The sequence below is a fragment of the Streptomyces sp. NPDC002787 genome (assembly GCF_053592095.1).
Genome location: NZ_JBSFVC010000050.1, coordinates 1 through 15,208 on the forward strand (window position 1 = coordinate 1; position 15,208 = coordinate 15,208).

General features: G+C 73.2%; 9 protein-coding genes and 1 pseudogene. 6 read left to right on the top strand and 4 right to left on the bottom strand.

Annotated features, from left to right (window positions below):
• The first annotated feature begins 306 nt into the window (after positions 1 to 306).
• The 5 genes from ACWD26_RS40645 to ACWD26_RS40665 all read left to right on the top strand — a co-directional run bounded on the left by ACWD26_RS40645 (position 307) and on the right by ACWD26_RS40665 (position 7,399).
• Positions 307 to 600: a DUF503 domain-containing protein gene (locus tag ACWD26_RS40645; protein ID WP_451278221.1), complete on the top strand. Its 294-nt coding sequence runs from the start codon at positions 307 to 309 to the stop codon at positions 598 to 600.
• A gap of 60 nt (positions 601 to 660) precedes the next feature.
• Positions 661 to 1,110 carry a 30S ribosome-binding factor RbfA gene (gene rbfA, locus ACWD26_RS40650; protein WP_451278223.1) on the top strand — a complete coding sequence of 150 codons (450 nt, stop codon included), beginning with the start codon at positions 661 to 663 and terminating at the stop codon, positions 1,108 to 1,110.
• Positions 1,107 to 2,021, top strand: coding sequence for a tRNA pseudouridine(55) synthase TruB (gene truB, locus ACWD26_RS40655; protein ID WP_451278225.1), 915 nt, complete (start codon positions 1,107 to 1,109; stop codon positions 2,019 to 2,021). The genes rbfA and truB overlap by 4 nt, the downstream gene beginning before the upstream one ends.
• A gap of 396 nt (positions 2,022 to 2,417) precedes the next feature.
• Positions 2,418 to 6,311, top strand: a complete 3,894-nt coding sequence (locus ACWD26_RS40660; RefSeq protein WP_451278227.1) for a trypsin-like peptidase domain-containing protein — start codon at positions 2,418 to 2,420, stop codon at positions 6,309 to 6,311.
• A 134-nt stretch (positions 6,312 to 6,445) separates the two neighbouring features.
• The gene (locus tag ACWD26_RS40665; RefSeq protein ID WP_451278229.1) at positions 6,446 to 7,399 is read left to right on the top strand and encodes a bifunctional riboflavin kinase/FAD synthetase; all 954 of its coding nucleotides are present in this window, start codon (positions 6,446 to 6,448) and stop codon (positions 7,397 to 7,399) included.
• A gap of 129 nt (positions 7,400 to 7,528) precedes the next feature.
• Here ACWD26_RS40665 and ACWD26_RS40670 read toward each other — a convergent pair whose 3' ends face one another.
• The 4 genes and pseudogenes from ACWD26_RS40670 to eccE all read right to left on the bottom strand — a co-directional run bounded on the left by ACWD26_RS40670 (position 7,529) and on the right by eccE (position 13,451).
• Positions 7,529 to 10,300, bottom strand: a complete 2,772-nt coding sequence (locus tag ACWD26_RS40670; protein ID WP_451278277.1) for a nucleotide-binding protein — start codon at positions 10,298 to 10,300, stop codon at positions 7,529 to 7,531.
• Positions 10,301 to 10,888: 588 nt separating this feature from the next.
• A pseudogene (locus ACWD26_RS40675) lies at positions 10,889 to 10,972 on the bottom strand (SCO5717 family growth-regulating ATPase); the annotation flags it as partial.
• A gap of 344 nt (positions 10,973 to 11,316) precedes the next feature.
• The gene (locus tag ACWD26_RS40680; RefSeq protein ID WP_451278231.1) at positions 11,317 to 12,117 is read right to left on the bottom strand and encodes a hypothetical protein; all 801 of its coding nucleotides are present in this window, start codon (positions 12,115 to 12,117) and stop codon (positions 11,317 to 11,319) included.
• A complete protein-coding gene (eccE, locus tag ACWD26_RS40685) occupies positions 12,117 to 13,451 on the bottom strand; it encodes a type VII secretion protein EccE (RefSeq protein ID WP_451278233.1) in 1,335 nt (444 codons plus the stop codon). Before eccE ends, ACWD26_RS40680 begins: the two co-directional genes overlap by 1 nt.
• A 176-nt stretch (positions 13,452 to 13,627) precedes the next feature.
• Here eccE and eccB point away from each other — a divergent pair, with 176 nt between their 5' ends.
• Positions 13,628 to 15,166: a type VII secretion protein EccB gene (gene eccB / locus ACWD26_RS40690; RefSeq protein ID WP_451278235.1), complete on the top strand. Its 1,539-nt coding sequence runs from the start codon at positions 13,628 to 13,630 to the stop codon at positions 15,164 to 15,166.
• Positions 15,167 to 15,208: the final 42 nt, after the last annotated feature.

Below are 15,208 nucleotides of genomic sequence, written 5' to 3' on the forward strand. Positions count from 1 at the left end.
GTGGCTGGTCGCGCAGTTCCCCGCGCCCCTGAAAAGCAGGGGCTGCGCCCCGTGCAGGCCCGCAGGGCCTAGATCTTTTAGGGGCGCGGGGAACTGCGCGACCAGCCCCCACCCACCCGCACCCGAAGAAACGCACCCGGGGGTCGAAAGGGCGCAGCCCCTGGTGGGGAGGGACGGGTAGGGGCGGCGGGGGCGAAACAATCCCGTCGAGCCGCCCGCCGGGTTCGTTGTACGGTTCTGATGTTCCCGCCCGGTCACACGAGGCGGGCCATCTATCCCGTACCGGCGGGTGAACCGGATACATACATGTACGTGGGGACTCTGTCCTTCGATCTCCTGCTCGGCGACGTACGGTCGCTGAAGGAGAAGCGCTCCGTCGTCCGCCCGATCGTCGCGGAACTCCAACGCAAGTTCGCGGTGAGTGTGGCGGAGGTCGACCACATGGATCTGCATCGCCGCGCCGTCATCGGCGTGGCCATGGTGTCCGGGGACACAGGACATCTGAGCGATGTGCTGGACCGGTGCGAGCGGCTGGTCGCCGGTCGCCCGGAGGTGGAACTGCTCTCGGTCAGACGCCGCCTGCACGGTGACGACGACTGACCGGCCGCAGGGACAATCAAGGAAACAGCGGTAACGCAGAACGAGCTAGGAGACGGACCAGTGGCCGACAACGCGCGTGCCAAGAGGCTGGCGGACCTCATCCGAGAGGTGGTGGCCCAGAAGCTGCTGCGCGGGATCAAGGACCCGCGGCTCGGCTCACACGTCACCATCACGGACACCCGGGTGACCGGGGACCTGCGGGAGGCGACCGTCTTCTACACGGTGTACGGGGACGACGAGGAGCGGGCGGCCGCCGCCGCGGGACTGGAGAGTGCCAAGGGCATCCTCCGCTCCGAGGTCGGTCGCGCCGCGGGTGTGAAGTTCACGCCGACCCTCACCTTCGTGGCCGACGCCCTCCCCGACACCGCCAAGACCATCGAGGACCTCCTCGACAAGGCGCGGACCTCGGACGCCGCGGTGCGCGAGAGCGCCTCGGGGGCGAAGTACGCCGGTGATGCGGACCCGTACCGCAAGCCGGGCGAGGACGACGAGGACGACGCCTCCGAATGACCCAGCAGCGCCAGAAGACCACCACGCCCGACGGCCTTGTCATCGTCGACAAGCCGTCGGGCTTCACTTCGCACGACGTCGTCGCCAAGATGCGCGGCATCGCCCGCACCCGGCGGGTCGGGCACGCGGGCACGCTCGACCCCATGGCCACCGGTGTGCTCGTCCTCGGCGTGGAGAAGGCGACCAAGCTGCTCGGTCACCTCGCGCTCACCGAGAAGGAGTACCTGGGGACCATCCGGCTCGGACAGACGACGCTCACCGACGACGCCGAGGGCGAGATCACGGCGTCGGTCGACGCGTCGAAGGTCACCCGCGACGCCGTCGACGCCGGCGTCGCCAAGCTGACCGGCGAGATCATGCAGGTGCCGTCCAAGGTCAGCGCCATCAAGATCGACGGCGTGCGCTCGTACAAGCGGGCCAGGGACGGCGAGGACTTCGAGATCCCCGCCAGGCCCGTCACCATCTCGTCCTTCGCCGTGTACGACGTCCGGGACGCCGTCGCCGAGGACGGCACCCCGGTGCTGGACCTGGTGGTGTCGGTGGTGTGCTCCTCCGGGACGTACATCCGGGCCCTCGCCCGCGACCTGGGCGCCGATCTGGGCGTAGGAGGCCACCTCACCGCACTGCGCCGGACGCGCGTCGGGCCGTACAAGCTGGACTCCGCGCGGACCCTCGACCAGCTCCAGGAGGAGCTGACCGTGATGCCGGTCGCCGAGGCCGCCGCAGCCGCGTTCCCCCGCTGGGACGTGGACGACAAGCGCGCGCGGCTCCTGCTGAACGGGGTCCGGCTCGAGATGCCCGAGGAGTACGCGGGCCGGGGCGCCGTGGCCGTCTTCGACCCGGCCGGGCGCTTCCTGGTGCTCGTGGAAAGCCAGAAGGGCAAGGCCAAGAGCCTGGCGGTCTTCGGCTGAAGGCGCCCTTTCGGGCGTCGGCACCGCGGACTGCGGGGCGCGGGGAACTGCGCGATCAACCACATCCCAACCCGCCGCACCCGCCAAGCTCTCCGCAACCCCCGAGCGCTCAAGCGGGGGTCCCAGGGGCGCAGCCCCTGACCCGGCCGGTGCCCCAGGCACCCGACGCCACCCACTCGACCCAGCGGAGCGGCGGGACTGTTTCCCGCCGCTCCACGGTCCCCCCTCGGTTCCCCCACCCAGAGGTGTATCCATCTGCTCGGGGCTATTCACCCCTTCGTGCAGGCGCTCGGAGTGAACCGAGGGAGCGGAAGGGGGCGCGTTCGCCGAGCGCCCTGTCCTGCTGATCTTCACATGCCTACCGTCGGAACACAGGTACGACGGGGAGGTCAGGACATGGCGGTACGGGGCCGTCGGGCAACCGACGACGGCCGTCGGCCGGCGCGGGACGAAGTCCTGGTGCGGGTCGGCGATCTGGGGGGACGACCGCGTGGCACGGGCTTCGTGGCCGATCACCACGGTACGGTCGTCACCAGCCACGAGGCGGTGGACGGGCTGGCCCGGATCGTGGTGCACGCCTCCGGCGACCGGGTCTGTGTGGTGACCTCCGACGCGGTGACCCCGCTGCCCGCCCTCGATCTCGCACTCATCCGCACCGAGGGCCTGTGCGTGGACCCACTGCCCTTCGCCCCGCGCGACGAGGTCGGGACGGGGGCGTACGTCCGCATCGCGGCCGGCGGCTGGCGCGAGGCCCGCGTCCTGGGCACGGCCGATGTCACCTACACCGCGACCGACGGTTTCCATCTGCTGTGCGGCGTCCTGGAGTTGGCCATCGGCACGGCGGGGACCGAGGCGCTGCGGCTGGGCGGGGGCGCGGCCGGGGGCCCCGTCCTCGACATGACCACCGGAGCCGTGGTGGGCGTCCTCGGCACGGCCCTGGAGGCACAGCACCGGGCCACCGGCTTCGCTGTACCCCTGCGTGGATGGCGGGCCGAGCCGCCGCTGGCCGAGCTGCTCGCACGCAACGCGGCGACCGTGCCCGCGTACGGCACCGATCTGAATCTGGCCGGGGTGCTGGAGCTCACGGCCACCACCGTGGGGTCGGACGGGCCGGCGGCGAGCGTCGGCGCCCTCACGGCGACCGGTACCGACCCCGTCGAACGCGTCGATGTCGTCAGGGAGTTCACCGCCTTCGCCGACGGCCCGGCCACCGTCCTCGGCCTGGTCGGCCCACCCGGCAGCGGCCGTACGACAGAGCTGGCCGCCCTGGCCGCGAGGCGCGGCCGGGGGTCCGAGCCCGCCCCCACGCTGTGGCTGCGCGGCGCAGACCTCCTCTCCGACGACCAGGGCGTGGCGGACGCGGCGCGCCGCGCGCTGGAGCGGGCGGGGCGGATCGTGGCGGCGTCGGGCGTGCCCGGGGAGAGTCCGGCCGTCGGGGAGGCGTCGGCGCAGGCCGGGCGGTACGTCGGGGAGTTGGGCGACATCCGGCCGGGGCACCTCGCCCGGCTCGCGGGGGCGGCGGGGCGGCCGATGCTGTTACTGCTCGACGGGCCCGAGGAGATGCCGCCGACGCTCGCGCACCGGTTGGCCGAGTGGACCGCCGGGACGGTCGAGTGGCTGCGGGAGAACGGCGCGCGGCTCGTGGTGGCCTGCCGTGCCGAGTACTGGGAGCGGGCAGGGGCGCAGTTCCCGGCGGACCTGCTGCACGGGGAGGTGCCCGGCGAAGGGGGGCAGTCGCTGCCCGCCTGCGTGCGGCTGGGCGATCTGACGGAGGGCGAGGCCCGGCGGGCCCGGCTGCGGTACGGGATCCCCGAGCACGCGCTCTCCGCCGCTGACGCCCGGCATCCGCTCACCCTGCGGCTGCTGTCCGAGGTGCGGGCCGCGCTGCCGGAGGGCCCGGACTGGCGGTCCGGCGAGGATGGCGCCTTCGCCGGACCGCCCGGCGGGGGCGAGGCCGGGGGCAGTCAGTCGGTGCCGCATGGGCCGTGGGCTTCGGGTGTGGATGCCGAGGGGGCATCGGGAGGGGGTGCCGAGGGGGCTCCGGGAGGGGGTGCCGGTGGGGAATCGTCGTTCTCCGGTACGGCGGGGCCCTCCTCCGGCGCGAGGGCGGCCTCCGCCGGTGCGGCGGCATCTCCGGCCGGGGCCCCCGGTCGGCCCGGCCGGGACGAGGTGCTGGCCGCCTACCTGGACCTGATGTGCCTGCGCGTCGCCGTGCGGCTCGCCGCGGTGAACGGGGTACGGGGCACGGCCGTACGGCGGCTCGCGGTGCAGGTGTCCGGACAGGTCCACGAGGCGGCGCGGCGGTGTCTCGGGCCCGGACAGGGCGAGCTGGACCGGGCCTCGTTCGAGGCGGTGTTTCCCTGGGGGCCGGTGCTCGGGCGGCGGCTCGGCGGCACCACCGGCTGGGCCTCGGCCGTGCTCACCGAAGGGTTGCTCGTCCCCGCGGGCGACGGGTACCGCTTCGCCCACGAGGAACTGGCCGACTGGATCCAGGGCGCGCACCTGGACCTCGACGCCGCGCTGCACGCACTGGTGCACCGTGGCTGGGTCGCACAGGCCGAGGCGCGGCGCGGCTGGGGCACGATGCCGTCGGAGGCCCGCGTCCGCCGGCAGGCCCGCCGGGCCACCCACAACCTTCCCGTACCGCGCCACCGCATCGGACCCGTCGTCCACGCCCTGCTCCTCCTCGGCCGGCAGCAGGGCCCCAACGAACTCGCCGGGCGCCTGGAGGAGTTGCTCGACGCGCTGGACGCGCTGCTGCCGCCGGGCGCCCCGGCACCCGAGGACCCGACCTGGTGGGCCACCCGCCTCCTGGCCGAGGTGCTGCTGAGGGTTCCCGACGCGACGCCGTACACGCGCGTGCTGCGGTTCCTCACCGAGCGGATCGGGGCCTGGCGGGCCCAGGGCCGCGGCGTACCGGGGGAGTTCGGGCCGGACTTCTGGGCGTCGCTGCCGCTGCCCGAGGCGGAACGGTTCGACCTGCTGCGGCGCCTCGTCGTCGCCGACCCGCCCACCGGCGAGGGGCTCCGCTATCTGGACGTGGTCTCCCGCCTCCTCGCCGACGCCCCCACCGCCGTACAGCCCCTCCTCACCCGCTGGTTCGACGACGACACCCCGCTGGTCGCCACCCCCGACGCCACCGTGGCCACGGCCGCGCAGGCGCTGCTGTACACCCATCGGCGGCGCGCCCTGGACGACCTGACCGAGGCACTGGCCGACAGCGCGCACCGGCGGGGCGACGAACTCCTCGCCGTACTGTCCGAGGAGGAGCCCTCGACGGTGTGTCGGGCCGTCGACCGGTGGGCCCGCGACGAGCGCCCGGCGCGCCGGGTCGCGGCGCTCGCGTACGGTCTGCGGACCGCTCCCCAGGTGCGCACGGACGCCGACCGCGACCTGCTCCGCTCCGCGGCCCTCGCCCTCCTGGGCCGCCCGGCCGACGTCACCCTGCACAGCGGCGCGCTCGCCCTGCTCGTACGCGACCCACGGACCAGGTCCCGTTATCTGCCGCAGGCGCTGGAACGCTTCGCGGCCGGTGATCCGCAGCTGCCCCCGAGCGCCCTGGTCACCGCCCTCGCCACCCACCCGGACCCGGTCCTGGACGCCTTCCGCACCCGGCTGCGGACCCCGGGCGCCGACGGCTCCGACGGGGCGGCCCTGCGCACGCTCGCCGAGGTCACCCCACCCGGTCTCGCGCGCCGCGTCACCACGCTCGTACGGGAGGTCGTCGAGCTGCGCCCCGAGGTGGCCGGGCACGTGGCCGCGTACGTCGACCGGCGGCTGGAGCAGGGGCCGGGCACCCGTGCCGTACTGTTCCCGCTGGTCAGCGACCTGATCGTCGACGGTCCCGTACAGGTCCGCGCCGCCCTCGCGCCGGTCTTCGCCGAGCCGGGCACCCCGGCCTCCGGCCCGCTGCGGCGCGAACTGCTCGACCTGCTGATGGCGACCGAACGCGACCCGTCCGTCCTGGACGTGCTGCTGCGGGCGGTCGCCGCGCGCGGAGCGACGACGGAGGCCGGGGACATGGGGAATGCGGGGGATGCGGGGGACTATGGTGCGGCCACCCGGGTGCTGGTGCACCGGGTCGGGATGTTGCTCGTCCGTACGCCCGAGGGGGCCACCCGTTTCGACTGGGCGCTCGTCGACCTGGCCCGCCACGAACCCGGTTTCGCGGGGCTCGTGGCCGGCTGGCTGAGCGGCCAGCCCCAGGAGTGGGCGGGGGTGGTCGGGCCGAGCACACGCCGGATGATCGAGAACCTGGCGGGGGTGCCGACGGTGCGGGTGCCCGCGTGAGGCGGGGTCGCGTCCCGTGCTCCGGGTCACAGCCCGGATGCCGATGCGGGCCAAGGGCACCGGGCATGGCACCCTTAGACCTGCGCAAGGGTTAGGCGTCAATACGGACACGGGTTCGACGAGGAGCGGTCACAGTGCAGCGCTGGCGTGGCTTGGAGGACATCCCCGAGGACTGGGGGCGCAGCGTCGTCACCATCGGTTCCTACGACGGGGTGCACCGCGGGCACCAGCTCATCCTCCGGCACGCCGTGGAACGCGCACGTGAGCTGGGCGTTCCCTCCGTCGCCGTCACGTTCGACCCGCACCCCAGCGAGGTCGTGCGCCCCGGCACCCATCCTCCACTGCTCGCCCCGCACCACCGCCGCGCCGAGCTGATGGCCGAACTGGGCGTGGACGCGGTCCTGATCCTGCCCTTCACGACAGAGTTCTCGCGGTTGTCCCCGGCCGACTTCGTCGTCAAGGTCCTGGTCGACAAGCTGCACGCCAAGGCGGTCGTCGAGGGCCCCAACTTCCGCTTCGGCCACAAGGCCGCCGGAGACGTGGCGTTCCTGGCCGAGCAGGGCAAGACGTACGACTTCGACGTCGAGATCGTCGACCTGTTCGTCACCGGCGAGGCGGGCGGTGGCAGGCCCTTCTCCTCGACCCTGACCCGGCGTCTGGTCGCCGAGGGCGACGTAGAGGGCGCGCGCGAGATCCTCGGCCGCCCCCACCGCGTCGAGGGCGTCGTCGTACGCGGCGCCCAGCGCGGCCGCGAGCTGGGCTTCCCGACGGCCAACGTCGAGACTCTCCCGCACACCGCGATCCCCGCCGACGGCGTCTACGCCGGCTGGCTGCACGTCGACGGAGAGGCCATGCCCGCCGCGATCTCCGTAGGCACGAACCCGCAGTTCGACGGCACCGAGCGCACGGTCGAGGCGTACGCCATCGACCGCGTCGGACTCGACCTCTACGGCCTCCATGTCGCCGTCGACTTCCTCGCCTTCGTGCGCGGACAGGCGAAGTTCGACTCGCTGGAAGCGCTGCTCGTGGCGATGAGGGACGACGTGAAGAGGTGCCGGGAGCTGATCGGGGCGTACGAGGGGGAGTAGCCACCGAGGCCTGGACACATGGACAGGCCTGGATACGCAGGGATGCGTGGAGGGCCCGTACCGTTCGTCGATCGCGTGAACGGTACGGGCCCTTTGCCGTGTCCGACTGCTGCTGGTTACTTCTGCTGCTTACTGCTGAGGTGGTGCCGGCGGGTAGGGCTGGCCCTGCTGCGGGTACGGCTGGCCCGGCGCCGGCTGGCCGGGGTGACCGTAGGGCTGCGGGGCCTGGCCGGGGCCGGGCTGGCCGGGGTACGGCTGGCCCGGCTGCTGCGGCGGATACGGCTGCTGGCCCGGCGTCTGCTGACCCGGCGTCTGATGGCCGGGCATGGGCGGGGCGGCCACCGGCGGCGGGTTGCCGTCCGACGTCCACAGGCCGTGCGACTGCTGGTGGCGGGCGATGTCCTCGGCGACCATCGCGGCGAGCGTGAAGTACGCCTCCCGCACCTTCGGCCGCATCATGTCGAGATCCAACTCGGCGCCGGCGGAGAGGTGTTCGTCGAAGGGCACGACGACGACGCCGCGGCAGCGCGTCTCGAAGTGGGAGACGATGTCCTCCACCTTGATCATCTTTCCGGTCTCCCGCACCCCGGAGATGACCGTGATGGAACGTGCCACCAGGTCCTGGTACCCGTGCGCGGAGAGCCAGTCCAGCGTCGTGCTGGCACTGCTCGCACCGTCCACCGACGGCGTGGAGATGATGATGAGCTGATCGGCGAGGTCGAGCACGCCGCGCATCGCGCTGTAGAGCAGACCCGTACCCGAGTCGGTCAGGATGATCGGGTACTGCTTGCCGAGGATGTCGATCGCGCGCCGGTAGTCCTCGTCGTTGAACGTCGTGGAGACGGCCGGGTCGACATCGTTGGCGATGATCTCCAGCCCGGAGGCCGCCTGCGAGGTGAACCGCCGGATGTCCATGTACGAGTTGAGGTACGGGATCGCCTGGACGAGGTCGCGGATGGTCGCCCCGGTCTCGCGCCGCACGCGACGGCCGAGCGTGCCGGCGTCCGGGTTGGCGTCGATCGCGAGGATCTTGTCCTGCCGCTCGGTGGCGAGCGTGGAGCCGAGGGCCGTGGTGGTCGTGGTCTTGCCGACGCCGCCCTTGAGGCTGATGACCGCGATGCGGTAGCAGGACAGCACCGGCGTCCTGATCAACTCCAGCTTCCGCTGCCGCTCGGCCTCCTCCTTCTTCCCACCGAGCTTGAACAGCCCACCGCCCGACCCCGGACGGCTGCTCTTCGTCTTCTGCTTCTTGCTGTTCAGCAGCCGGTCGGAGGACAGCTCGACGGCCGCGGTGTAACCGAGCGGCGCCACACCCGGATTGGTGGGCTGCCGGTGGTCGTGCTGCACGGGCTGCGGCCAGGCGGCACCGGTGCGGGGGTCGATGGGGGCGGGGGGCTGGGCGTGACCGCCGGGCTGACCGGGCTGACCCGGGTGAGCGGCGTTCGCGGGCTGACCGGGCTGGCCCGGCTGACCGGGCTGGGCCGGCTGGGCCGGGTGTCCGGGCTGGCCGGGGAACGGGGGTTGCGGTTGGCCCGGGTGCTCCGGGTGGCCGGGCTGAGCGGGGGGCTGGGGGAAGCCGTAGCCGCTCTGGGGGATGGGGGCGTTGGGCGTGGCGGCTTGGGGGGTCGGGGCGCCGGGCGCGCCAGGTGCACCGGGGGCCCCAGGCGCGTCGGGCGCTCCGGAGGGCGGGAAGCCATAGCCGGCCTGGGGGGCCGGAGAGTTGGGCGGGCCCGGCTGGGGCGGGGACTGGGGGAAGCCGTAGCCACCCTGCTGGGGGATGGGGGCCTGCGGGGGTACGGGTGCGCCGGGGTGCGGGAAGCCGTAACCGGGCGTGGGCTGGGCCGGGGGTGTCGTGGGGGCGGGGGTGCCGGGGTGACCCGGCTGGCCCGAGTGGCCGTGTTGGCCGGGAGGCTGGGGGAAGCCGTAGCCGCCCTGCTGGGGGATGGGGGTCTGCGGAGGCACGGGGCCGGCGGGGTGCGGGAAGCCGTAGCCGGCGGGGGAGGGGGCACCGGGGGCCTGCGGGGGCGTCGGGCCGGGAGCCGGGGCCGCTGGCGTACCGGGGGCGTCGGAAGCGCCGGGCGGCGTAGGGGCACCGGGGGTGCCAGGCGAGCCGGGCACGCCGGGGGCACCAGGTACGCCGGAAGCGGCGTCAACCGGGTTGCCCCAGGCCGAGGGCGCGCCCTGAGGCGCTTGCGGGTGGAACGGCTGCTGCGGCGGCACGGTCGGCTCGCCCTGCGCGGCCGCAGGCGGCTGCTGACCGGGCATATCGGGGAACCCCGGCGTGGCCGACGCGGCCGGTGCGGACGTGGGCCACTGCGCCGCGGGAGCAGGCGCGGTGGGCGAGGCGGGTGAGGCGGGCTGGTACGAGGGCGGCAACGGCGGAAGCCCACCCTGGGGCGCCGGCGGAGGCGTCCAGGCGGGAGGCGCCTGGGGCACGCCCCCGGGGGCGTCCTGAGCGGGCGTGGCGGCCGCGGCGGGCGCGGGGTCCTGAGGCGAGCCGGGCTGGGGCGCGGCGGTGCCGGCGTCGGCGGCAGGCTCGGCGGCGTTCAAGGCTCCGTCCTGCGGGACGGAGCCCTCGGGAGCGGCGGCATCCGTCGACTCGGCTCCGCCGGAGACGGCATCCGAGTTCTCGGTGCCGCCGGCCTGCTCGCCCTCGGCGGCACCGGCATCGCCGACCGCGTCCGTGGCAGCCGAAACCTCGGCGCTCACCACGCCTTCGCCGCTCTGACCGTTGCTGTCCTGCGTGTCCTGCGTGTCCTGCGCGTTCTGCTCTTCGCCGGACGATGCGGCATCACCAGGCTGCGCGGCGGTCTCGGCGGCAGTGGCCCCGGTGGCCCCGTTGCCGTCCTGCCCCTGCTCCTCGACCGGTGACTCGGCGACGGCCGCATCAGCCTCTGCCACTACGTCGGCGCCAGCCGCATCACCGTCAACGGACCCCGTGTCGGACCCGGCGGGACCCCCCGAGGTGCCTTCCGCTCCCTGCGGCGCGTTCAACGCGAAGTCACCGGCGCCCGCTTCACCACGGGAAGCAACGCCTTCACCCGCACCCGGCCCAGCACCCGCACCCGCATCGGCGGGCATGTCGGAGGCACCCTTGGCCGCAGCCGCATCCGCGATCTCACGCTTCAACGCGGTAGCGGAAATCCGCATGGTCGCGCCGCTCTCGATGTCCCCGTTGTCTCCCTTGTCCCCGCTGCCGACGTCGGCCTGGGACACCGCGGGGGCCACCGGAGGCCAGGGAGGCGGAAACGTGCCACCCGAAGCGGCCCCGGATGCGCCGGGCATGTCGACGGGCGGACCGACGGGCGGACTGACGGGAGGAGCGGCCGGCGGCGCGGGCGGAGGCGTCACGGACCCGACGGCCGGAGGAACGCTCCCCGCGCCCGACTCCGCGTCAGCACCCGAACCCGATTCCGAACCCGCCCCTCCCGACGAGGCGTTCTGCGTGTACCAGGCAGGCGGCGCGTAGTCGATGGTGAACTCGCCCGTCGTCTCGACGGCGGACTCCGCGTCGGACTGGTCATCGCCGGGTGTGGCCCAGCCCCCGCGGATCCCGTCCCGATCGCTGTTCACAATTCCTCCTGGTGTGGTCGAGCACCCTCAAAGCCGTGCCGGGGCCGACCGTTCTGGTCGTTCGAGTCGTGTCGTCGTGACGTCGTGATGTGCGCCCCCGGTCCCAGCCTAATCACCACGAGCGCCACGACGGCAGGCCCGTCCGCCCCTCCGCGCCCGCCCGCTCCGTCACACCCTGCCCTGAGATGGCGCACGTATCCCCAACGAGTGCGAACAAACCGGTCATTACAGGTGAACAACTCGAAAGGGGAGAGTGGCCGACCGACAACACGCGCTCACCGACGCCGTGCCTCCGACGGCACCCGGCGGACTGCTCGTGCCAGCGGTCGGACCTGGAACACCCGTCAGTCCATCCGCCGAGGCGTACCCAGCAATCCGGTCTCGGCGTCGGTCGGCTGGGTCATCACGTACTGCCGGTCACGGTCGGCGCACCAAAGGGTGACACCGTCTGCGAGCGTCGGCAACGAATCGACGTCCGGCCGGGGCAGAGCCATCGTGCGCCCCAACTCCGCCGCCTCGTCGGGCGAGACCCGCTGCACTCCGACGAGCCGCGCCTGCCGGATGAGCCGGGGTGCGACCGGACTGAGGTACGGCAACAGCGTCAGTACGGACTGCCAGGGCCCGGCGACGACCCGTCCGCGCGGCGGACGCATACCGCAGTCACGCACGACCAGCACGGGACCGGCGGCCGACGCACCCTGCGGCGGCACCCGCCCGACGTCGTACACGGCCAGACCGTTCTGGCCGCCGCCCATGGCGTGCACCAACTGTATCCAGGACTGTGCCCGCCCGGTCTCCACGGCGACCCGTGCCCCGGTGGCCGCCGCCCGCAGGGCGAGCACCTGGGCGGTCCACAGTCCGCCGATCAGGACGACGTCGTAGGGCGTGGGGCGGTTGATCCCGAGGACGGCGGGCCGGCTCTCGGCGTCGACGCCGATGACGACGCCGTCGTCCCCGACGGGCAGCGCGAGCGAGTCGAACTGCTCGACCGACAGCGCGTGCCGTCCGTGCCGGGGCCCGATCAGCCCGAACCCGGAACGCAGCCGCTCGCGCATCCGCTCACCCAGGTGGGCCGCCGGGGCGGCGGAACCGGGGTCGGCGGCGCTGGAATCGGGCGCGTAGGGGCCCGTACCGGTCATGGTCATCAGCGGACACCTCCGAGGGGCAGCGTGGCGAGGACACCCGGCAGCTGTTCACGGTCGAGCCGCGCGAGCCCGGTCCCGGCCTGCCGGGCCGCGTGCTCCAACGCGCGCCGAGCCGCCACGAGTTCGTCGTCGCTGCGCCCCGTCACCCGCACATGCCCGGTGACCGTCACCTCCTGCCGCACTCCGCGTGCCACGGTCAGACTGAACGTCGTGGCGAGCGCGGGCACGGCCGTCAGCTGCCCCACGAGCTGCGGAAGCATGGGACCCCGACCGCCCAACTGCGGCCACCGCCGCACCCAGTACGTCGTGTGCCGGCGGTTGTCGCACCGCCAGTTGCGCCCGGACTCCTCGGTCCGCCGCTGCGGAGTCTCCGTACGCCCCGCCTCGGCCGTCACCAGGGGATTGGCGCAGGCGGAGGTGGCGACGGCGGCGATCAGCTCCTGCTCGTCGAGCACGGTCGTACGGAACCCGGCCCCGGTCAGCCTGCTGGCCAGATGGTCCGCGACCCGCACCACGCACTTCTGCGCCCCCGGGAGCCCACCCCCACGCGCGGCCACGGCTTCCGGGCACAGCTCCGGGTCGAGCTTCAGCGCGATCCAGGTGATCCGGATGGCCGGCGTACCCGTCTGGGCCTGCAGCGGCGCGTAGTTGCTGACGGCCACTGACTGCTGGGGCAACTGGATCGCGGGCGCCGGCTGGGTGTGCAGCACGATCTGTGCCCCCTCCAGCCGGATCCCGTCCACCTCCAGCGCGTCCCGCACCAGACCCAGCGGCAACGGCTGGCGGCTCCTGTCGGCCCGCAGCGCCGTCGCGTCCGCCTCCACCTGCAACACGGCGCTGACGAACGTGCCGTCCCCGATGATCCCGACGCTGCGCCGGTCCCGTCCGCCGTACGCGTAGGTCCGCAGAGTCGGGTCGCACTCCACCGCGGGCGCGAGCCCCGGCTCGGTCCCGGGCGGTATCACCGTGTCGGCCGCCTTGCGCTGCCGCGCCTTCAACGCCCGTGCCGTGGCCAGCCATTCGGGCAGCGAGCGCCCCCGGCGACGTACAACGGCGAGCAGCACCAGCAGGATCGCGGCGACGGCCGCGGGCACGAGAGCGAGGGGGTGTACGGCCCAGCCGACGAGCAGTACAGCGGCGGCTGCTTCGACGAGGAGCACCTGCTGCAACCGGAATGCCCCGAAGTGCCCGGAACCCGCTTTGAGATGCGGTGCGAACGGACCAGGAGCGGGCGTCGTCACCGCGGGCGAGACCGGGGGCACGGCGGAAGGAGTGGAACGCGGGTCGGCCGCTTCTGTACGCGATCGTGATCGCGTCCGGCTTGCGGAAGCCATTGCTGCAAACCCCCCGTAGTCACCTGAAACGCCCTGCTCGACGGCGGCCTCGATGTGGAACGAACCCTACCCGCCCCACATGCGCAGTGGCTCAACAGGCATAGTAGGGGCCGGTCTGACAGCGGAGGGCGGGGGCGTCGGCCCCCCGGGCGCGGTACGGGGAGAAACAGGCACTCATGGCATCACGGCGGGACGAACTCAACGCCTACACGTTCGCGAAGCGACGCACTCTCGCGGCCTTTCTGCAGCCGTCCCCGTGGGGTTCGGAAGAAGGGGCTCCCAAGCCGTTGCGGGCCGTCGTGCCCAGCCTGATCGCCGGCGCCCTCGTCCTGGGCGTCTTCGGCGCCTGGGGCATGTTCCAGCCCACCGCGCCCAAGGACTGGAACCAGCCGGGCACCCGGGTCATCGTGGGCAAGCAGTCCACGACGCGCTATGTCGTCCTCAAGACGGAGGGGACGACCCGCCTGCACCCCGTCCTCAATCTGGCCTCCGCCCGTCTGCTCATGAACGGCGCCGATTACCAGGTCGTCCAGATCAGCGACAAGATCCTCGACTCGGGCAAGCCGCCCCGTGGCCCGATCCTCGGCATCCCCTACGCGCCGGACCGGCTGCCGACCGCCGACGAGGCGGGCAAGGCCAAGCGGTGGGCGGTCTGCGAGCAGCCCGGCGGCGAGGGAAGCACGGTCCAGGAGGCGACGTTCGTCCTGGCCGACCGGGACGTGAAGAAGACGGACGGCTCCGAACGCCTCTCCGGCGGCGAGGTCCTGTACGTCAAGACCCGTACGGGGGAACGCTATCTGGTGGACGCCGCCGGGAAGGCGTACGCCGTCGCAGGCGCGGCGACCGAAGAGGACGACCGGAAGCTGACGGACGCGCTCGTGGGCTCCAAGCAACCGCAGCTCGTCACGAAGGAATGGATCGACACCCTGCACAAGGGCGATCCGATCTCGTTCCCCGAACTCCCCGCCGGCATCGGCTCCCCCGCCGGGGTCCAGGGCCAGCTCTCCGACGACGAGAACAGGGTCGGCATGGTGCTCGTGACGGAGACGGGCGAGGGCGAGAAGTACTACGTCGTACTGCCGGGCCAGGTGAAGCCCATCAGCGAGTTCACCGCCTGGCTGCTGATCAACTCGCCCCGGACCGCCGTCCTCAACATGAACGGTGAGGCCGCCAGGGTGGGCCTCCAGGACTTCACCGCCGACAGCGCCCCCTTCGCCGGCCAGCCGGCGGACTGGCCGACGCGGCGCGCCTCCATGGTCAACTCCGCCTCCGCGGACTCCGGACGCAACACCGTGTGCAGTGTCCTGCGAGACGTGGACGACGACAACGACACGACGCTCCAGACCTGGGCGGGCGCCGAGTACCCCGCCGAGATCGCCGCGGGCGGCACGAGCACGTACGTCACCCCGGGCACGGGACTGCTCTACACACAGATCCAGGGCACCGACAGCGACTCGGGATCGCTCTTTCTCGTGACGGACACCGGCCTCAGGTACGCCGTCCAGGCGAACGGCGACAGCGACAGCGAGCGTTCCGGTGTGGGCACGGACGGCAAGCAGAAGACGTCGGACGGGACGCCGGAGCCGAGCGAGGCCCAGGTGAAGCTCGGCTACGAGAACGTCCGGCCGGCGAAGGTCCCGCTGGTCTGGTCGGAGTTCCTGGCCAAGGGCCCCCGCCTCGACACCAACAGCGCCCGCCAGCCGCAGGGTTCGTGAACGCGAGCGCCTGCGCACCACCCCCGCAGCGGCTCCACACCA

What these genes read in the sequence shown, in the direction of transcription:
- ACWD26_RS40680 (WP_451278231.1), bottom strand. Translation starts at nt 12,117, where the DNA reads ATGACCATGACCGGTACGGGCCCCTACGCGCCCGATTCCAGCGCCGCC.
- ACWD26_RS40645 (WP_451278221.1), top strand. Translation starts at nt 307, where the DNA reads ATGTACGTGGGGACTCTGTCCTTCGATCTCCTGCTCGGCGACGTACGG.
- ACWD26_RS40660 (WP_451278227.1), top strand. Translation starts at nt 2,418, where the DNA reads ATGGCGGTACGGGGCCGTCGGGCAACCGACGACGGCCGTCGGCCGGCG.
- eccB (WP_451278235.1), top strand. Translation starts at nt 13,628, where the DNA reads ATGGCATCACGGCGGGACGAACTCAACGCCTACACGTTCGCGAAGCGA.
- truB (WP_451278225.1), top strand. Translation starts at nt 1,107, where the DNA reads ATGACCCAGCAGCGCCAGAAGACCACCACGCCCGACGGCCTTGTCATC.
- eccE (WP_451278233.1), bottom strand. Translation starts at nt 13,451, where the DNA reads ATGGCTTCCGCAAGCCGGACGCGATCACGATCGCGTACAGAAGCGGCC.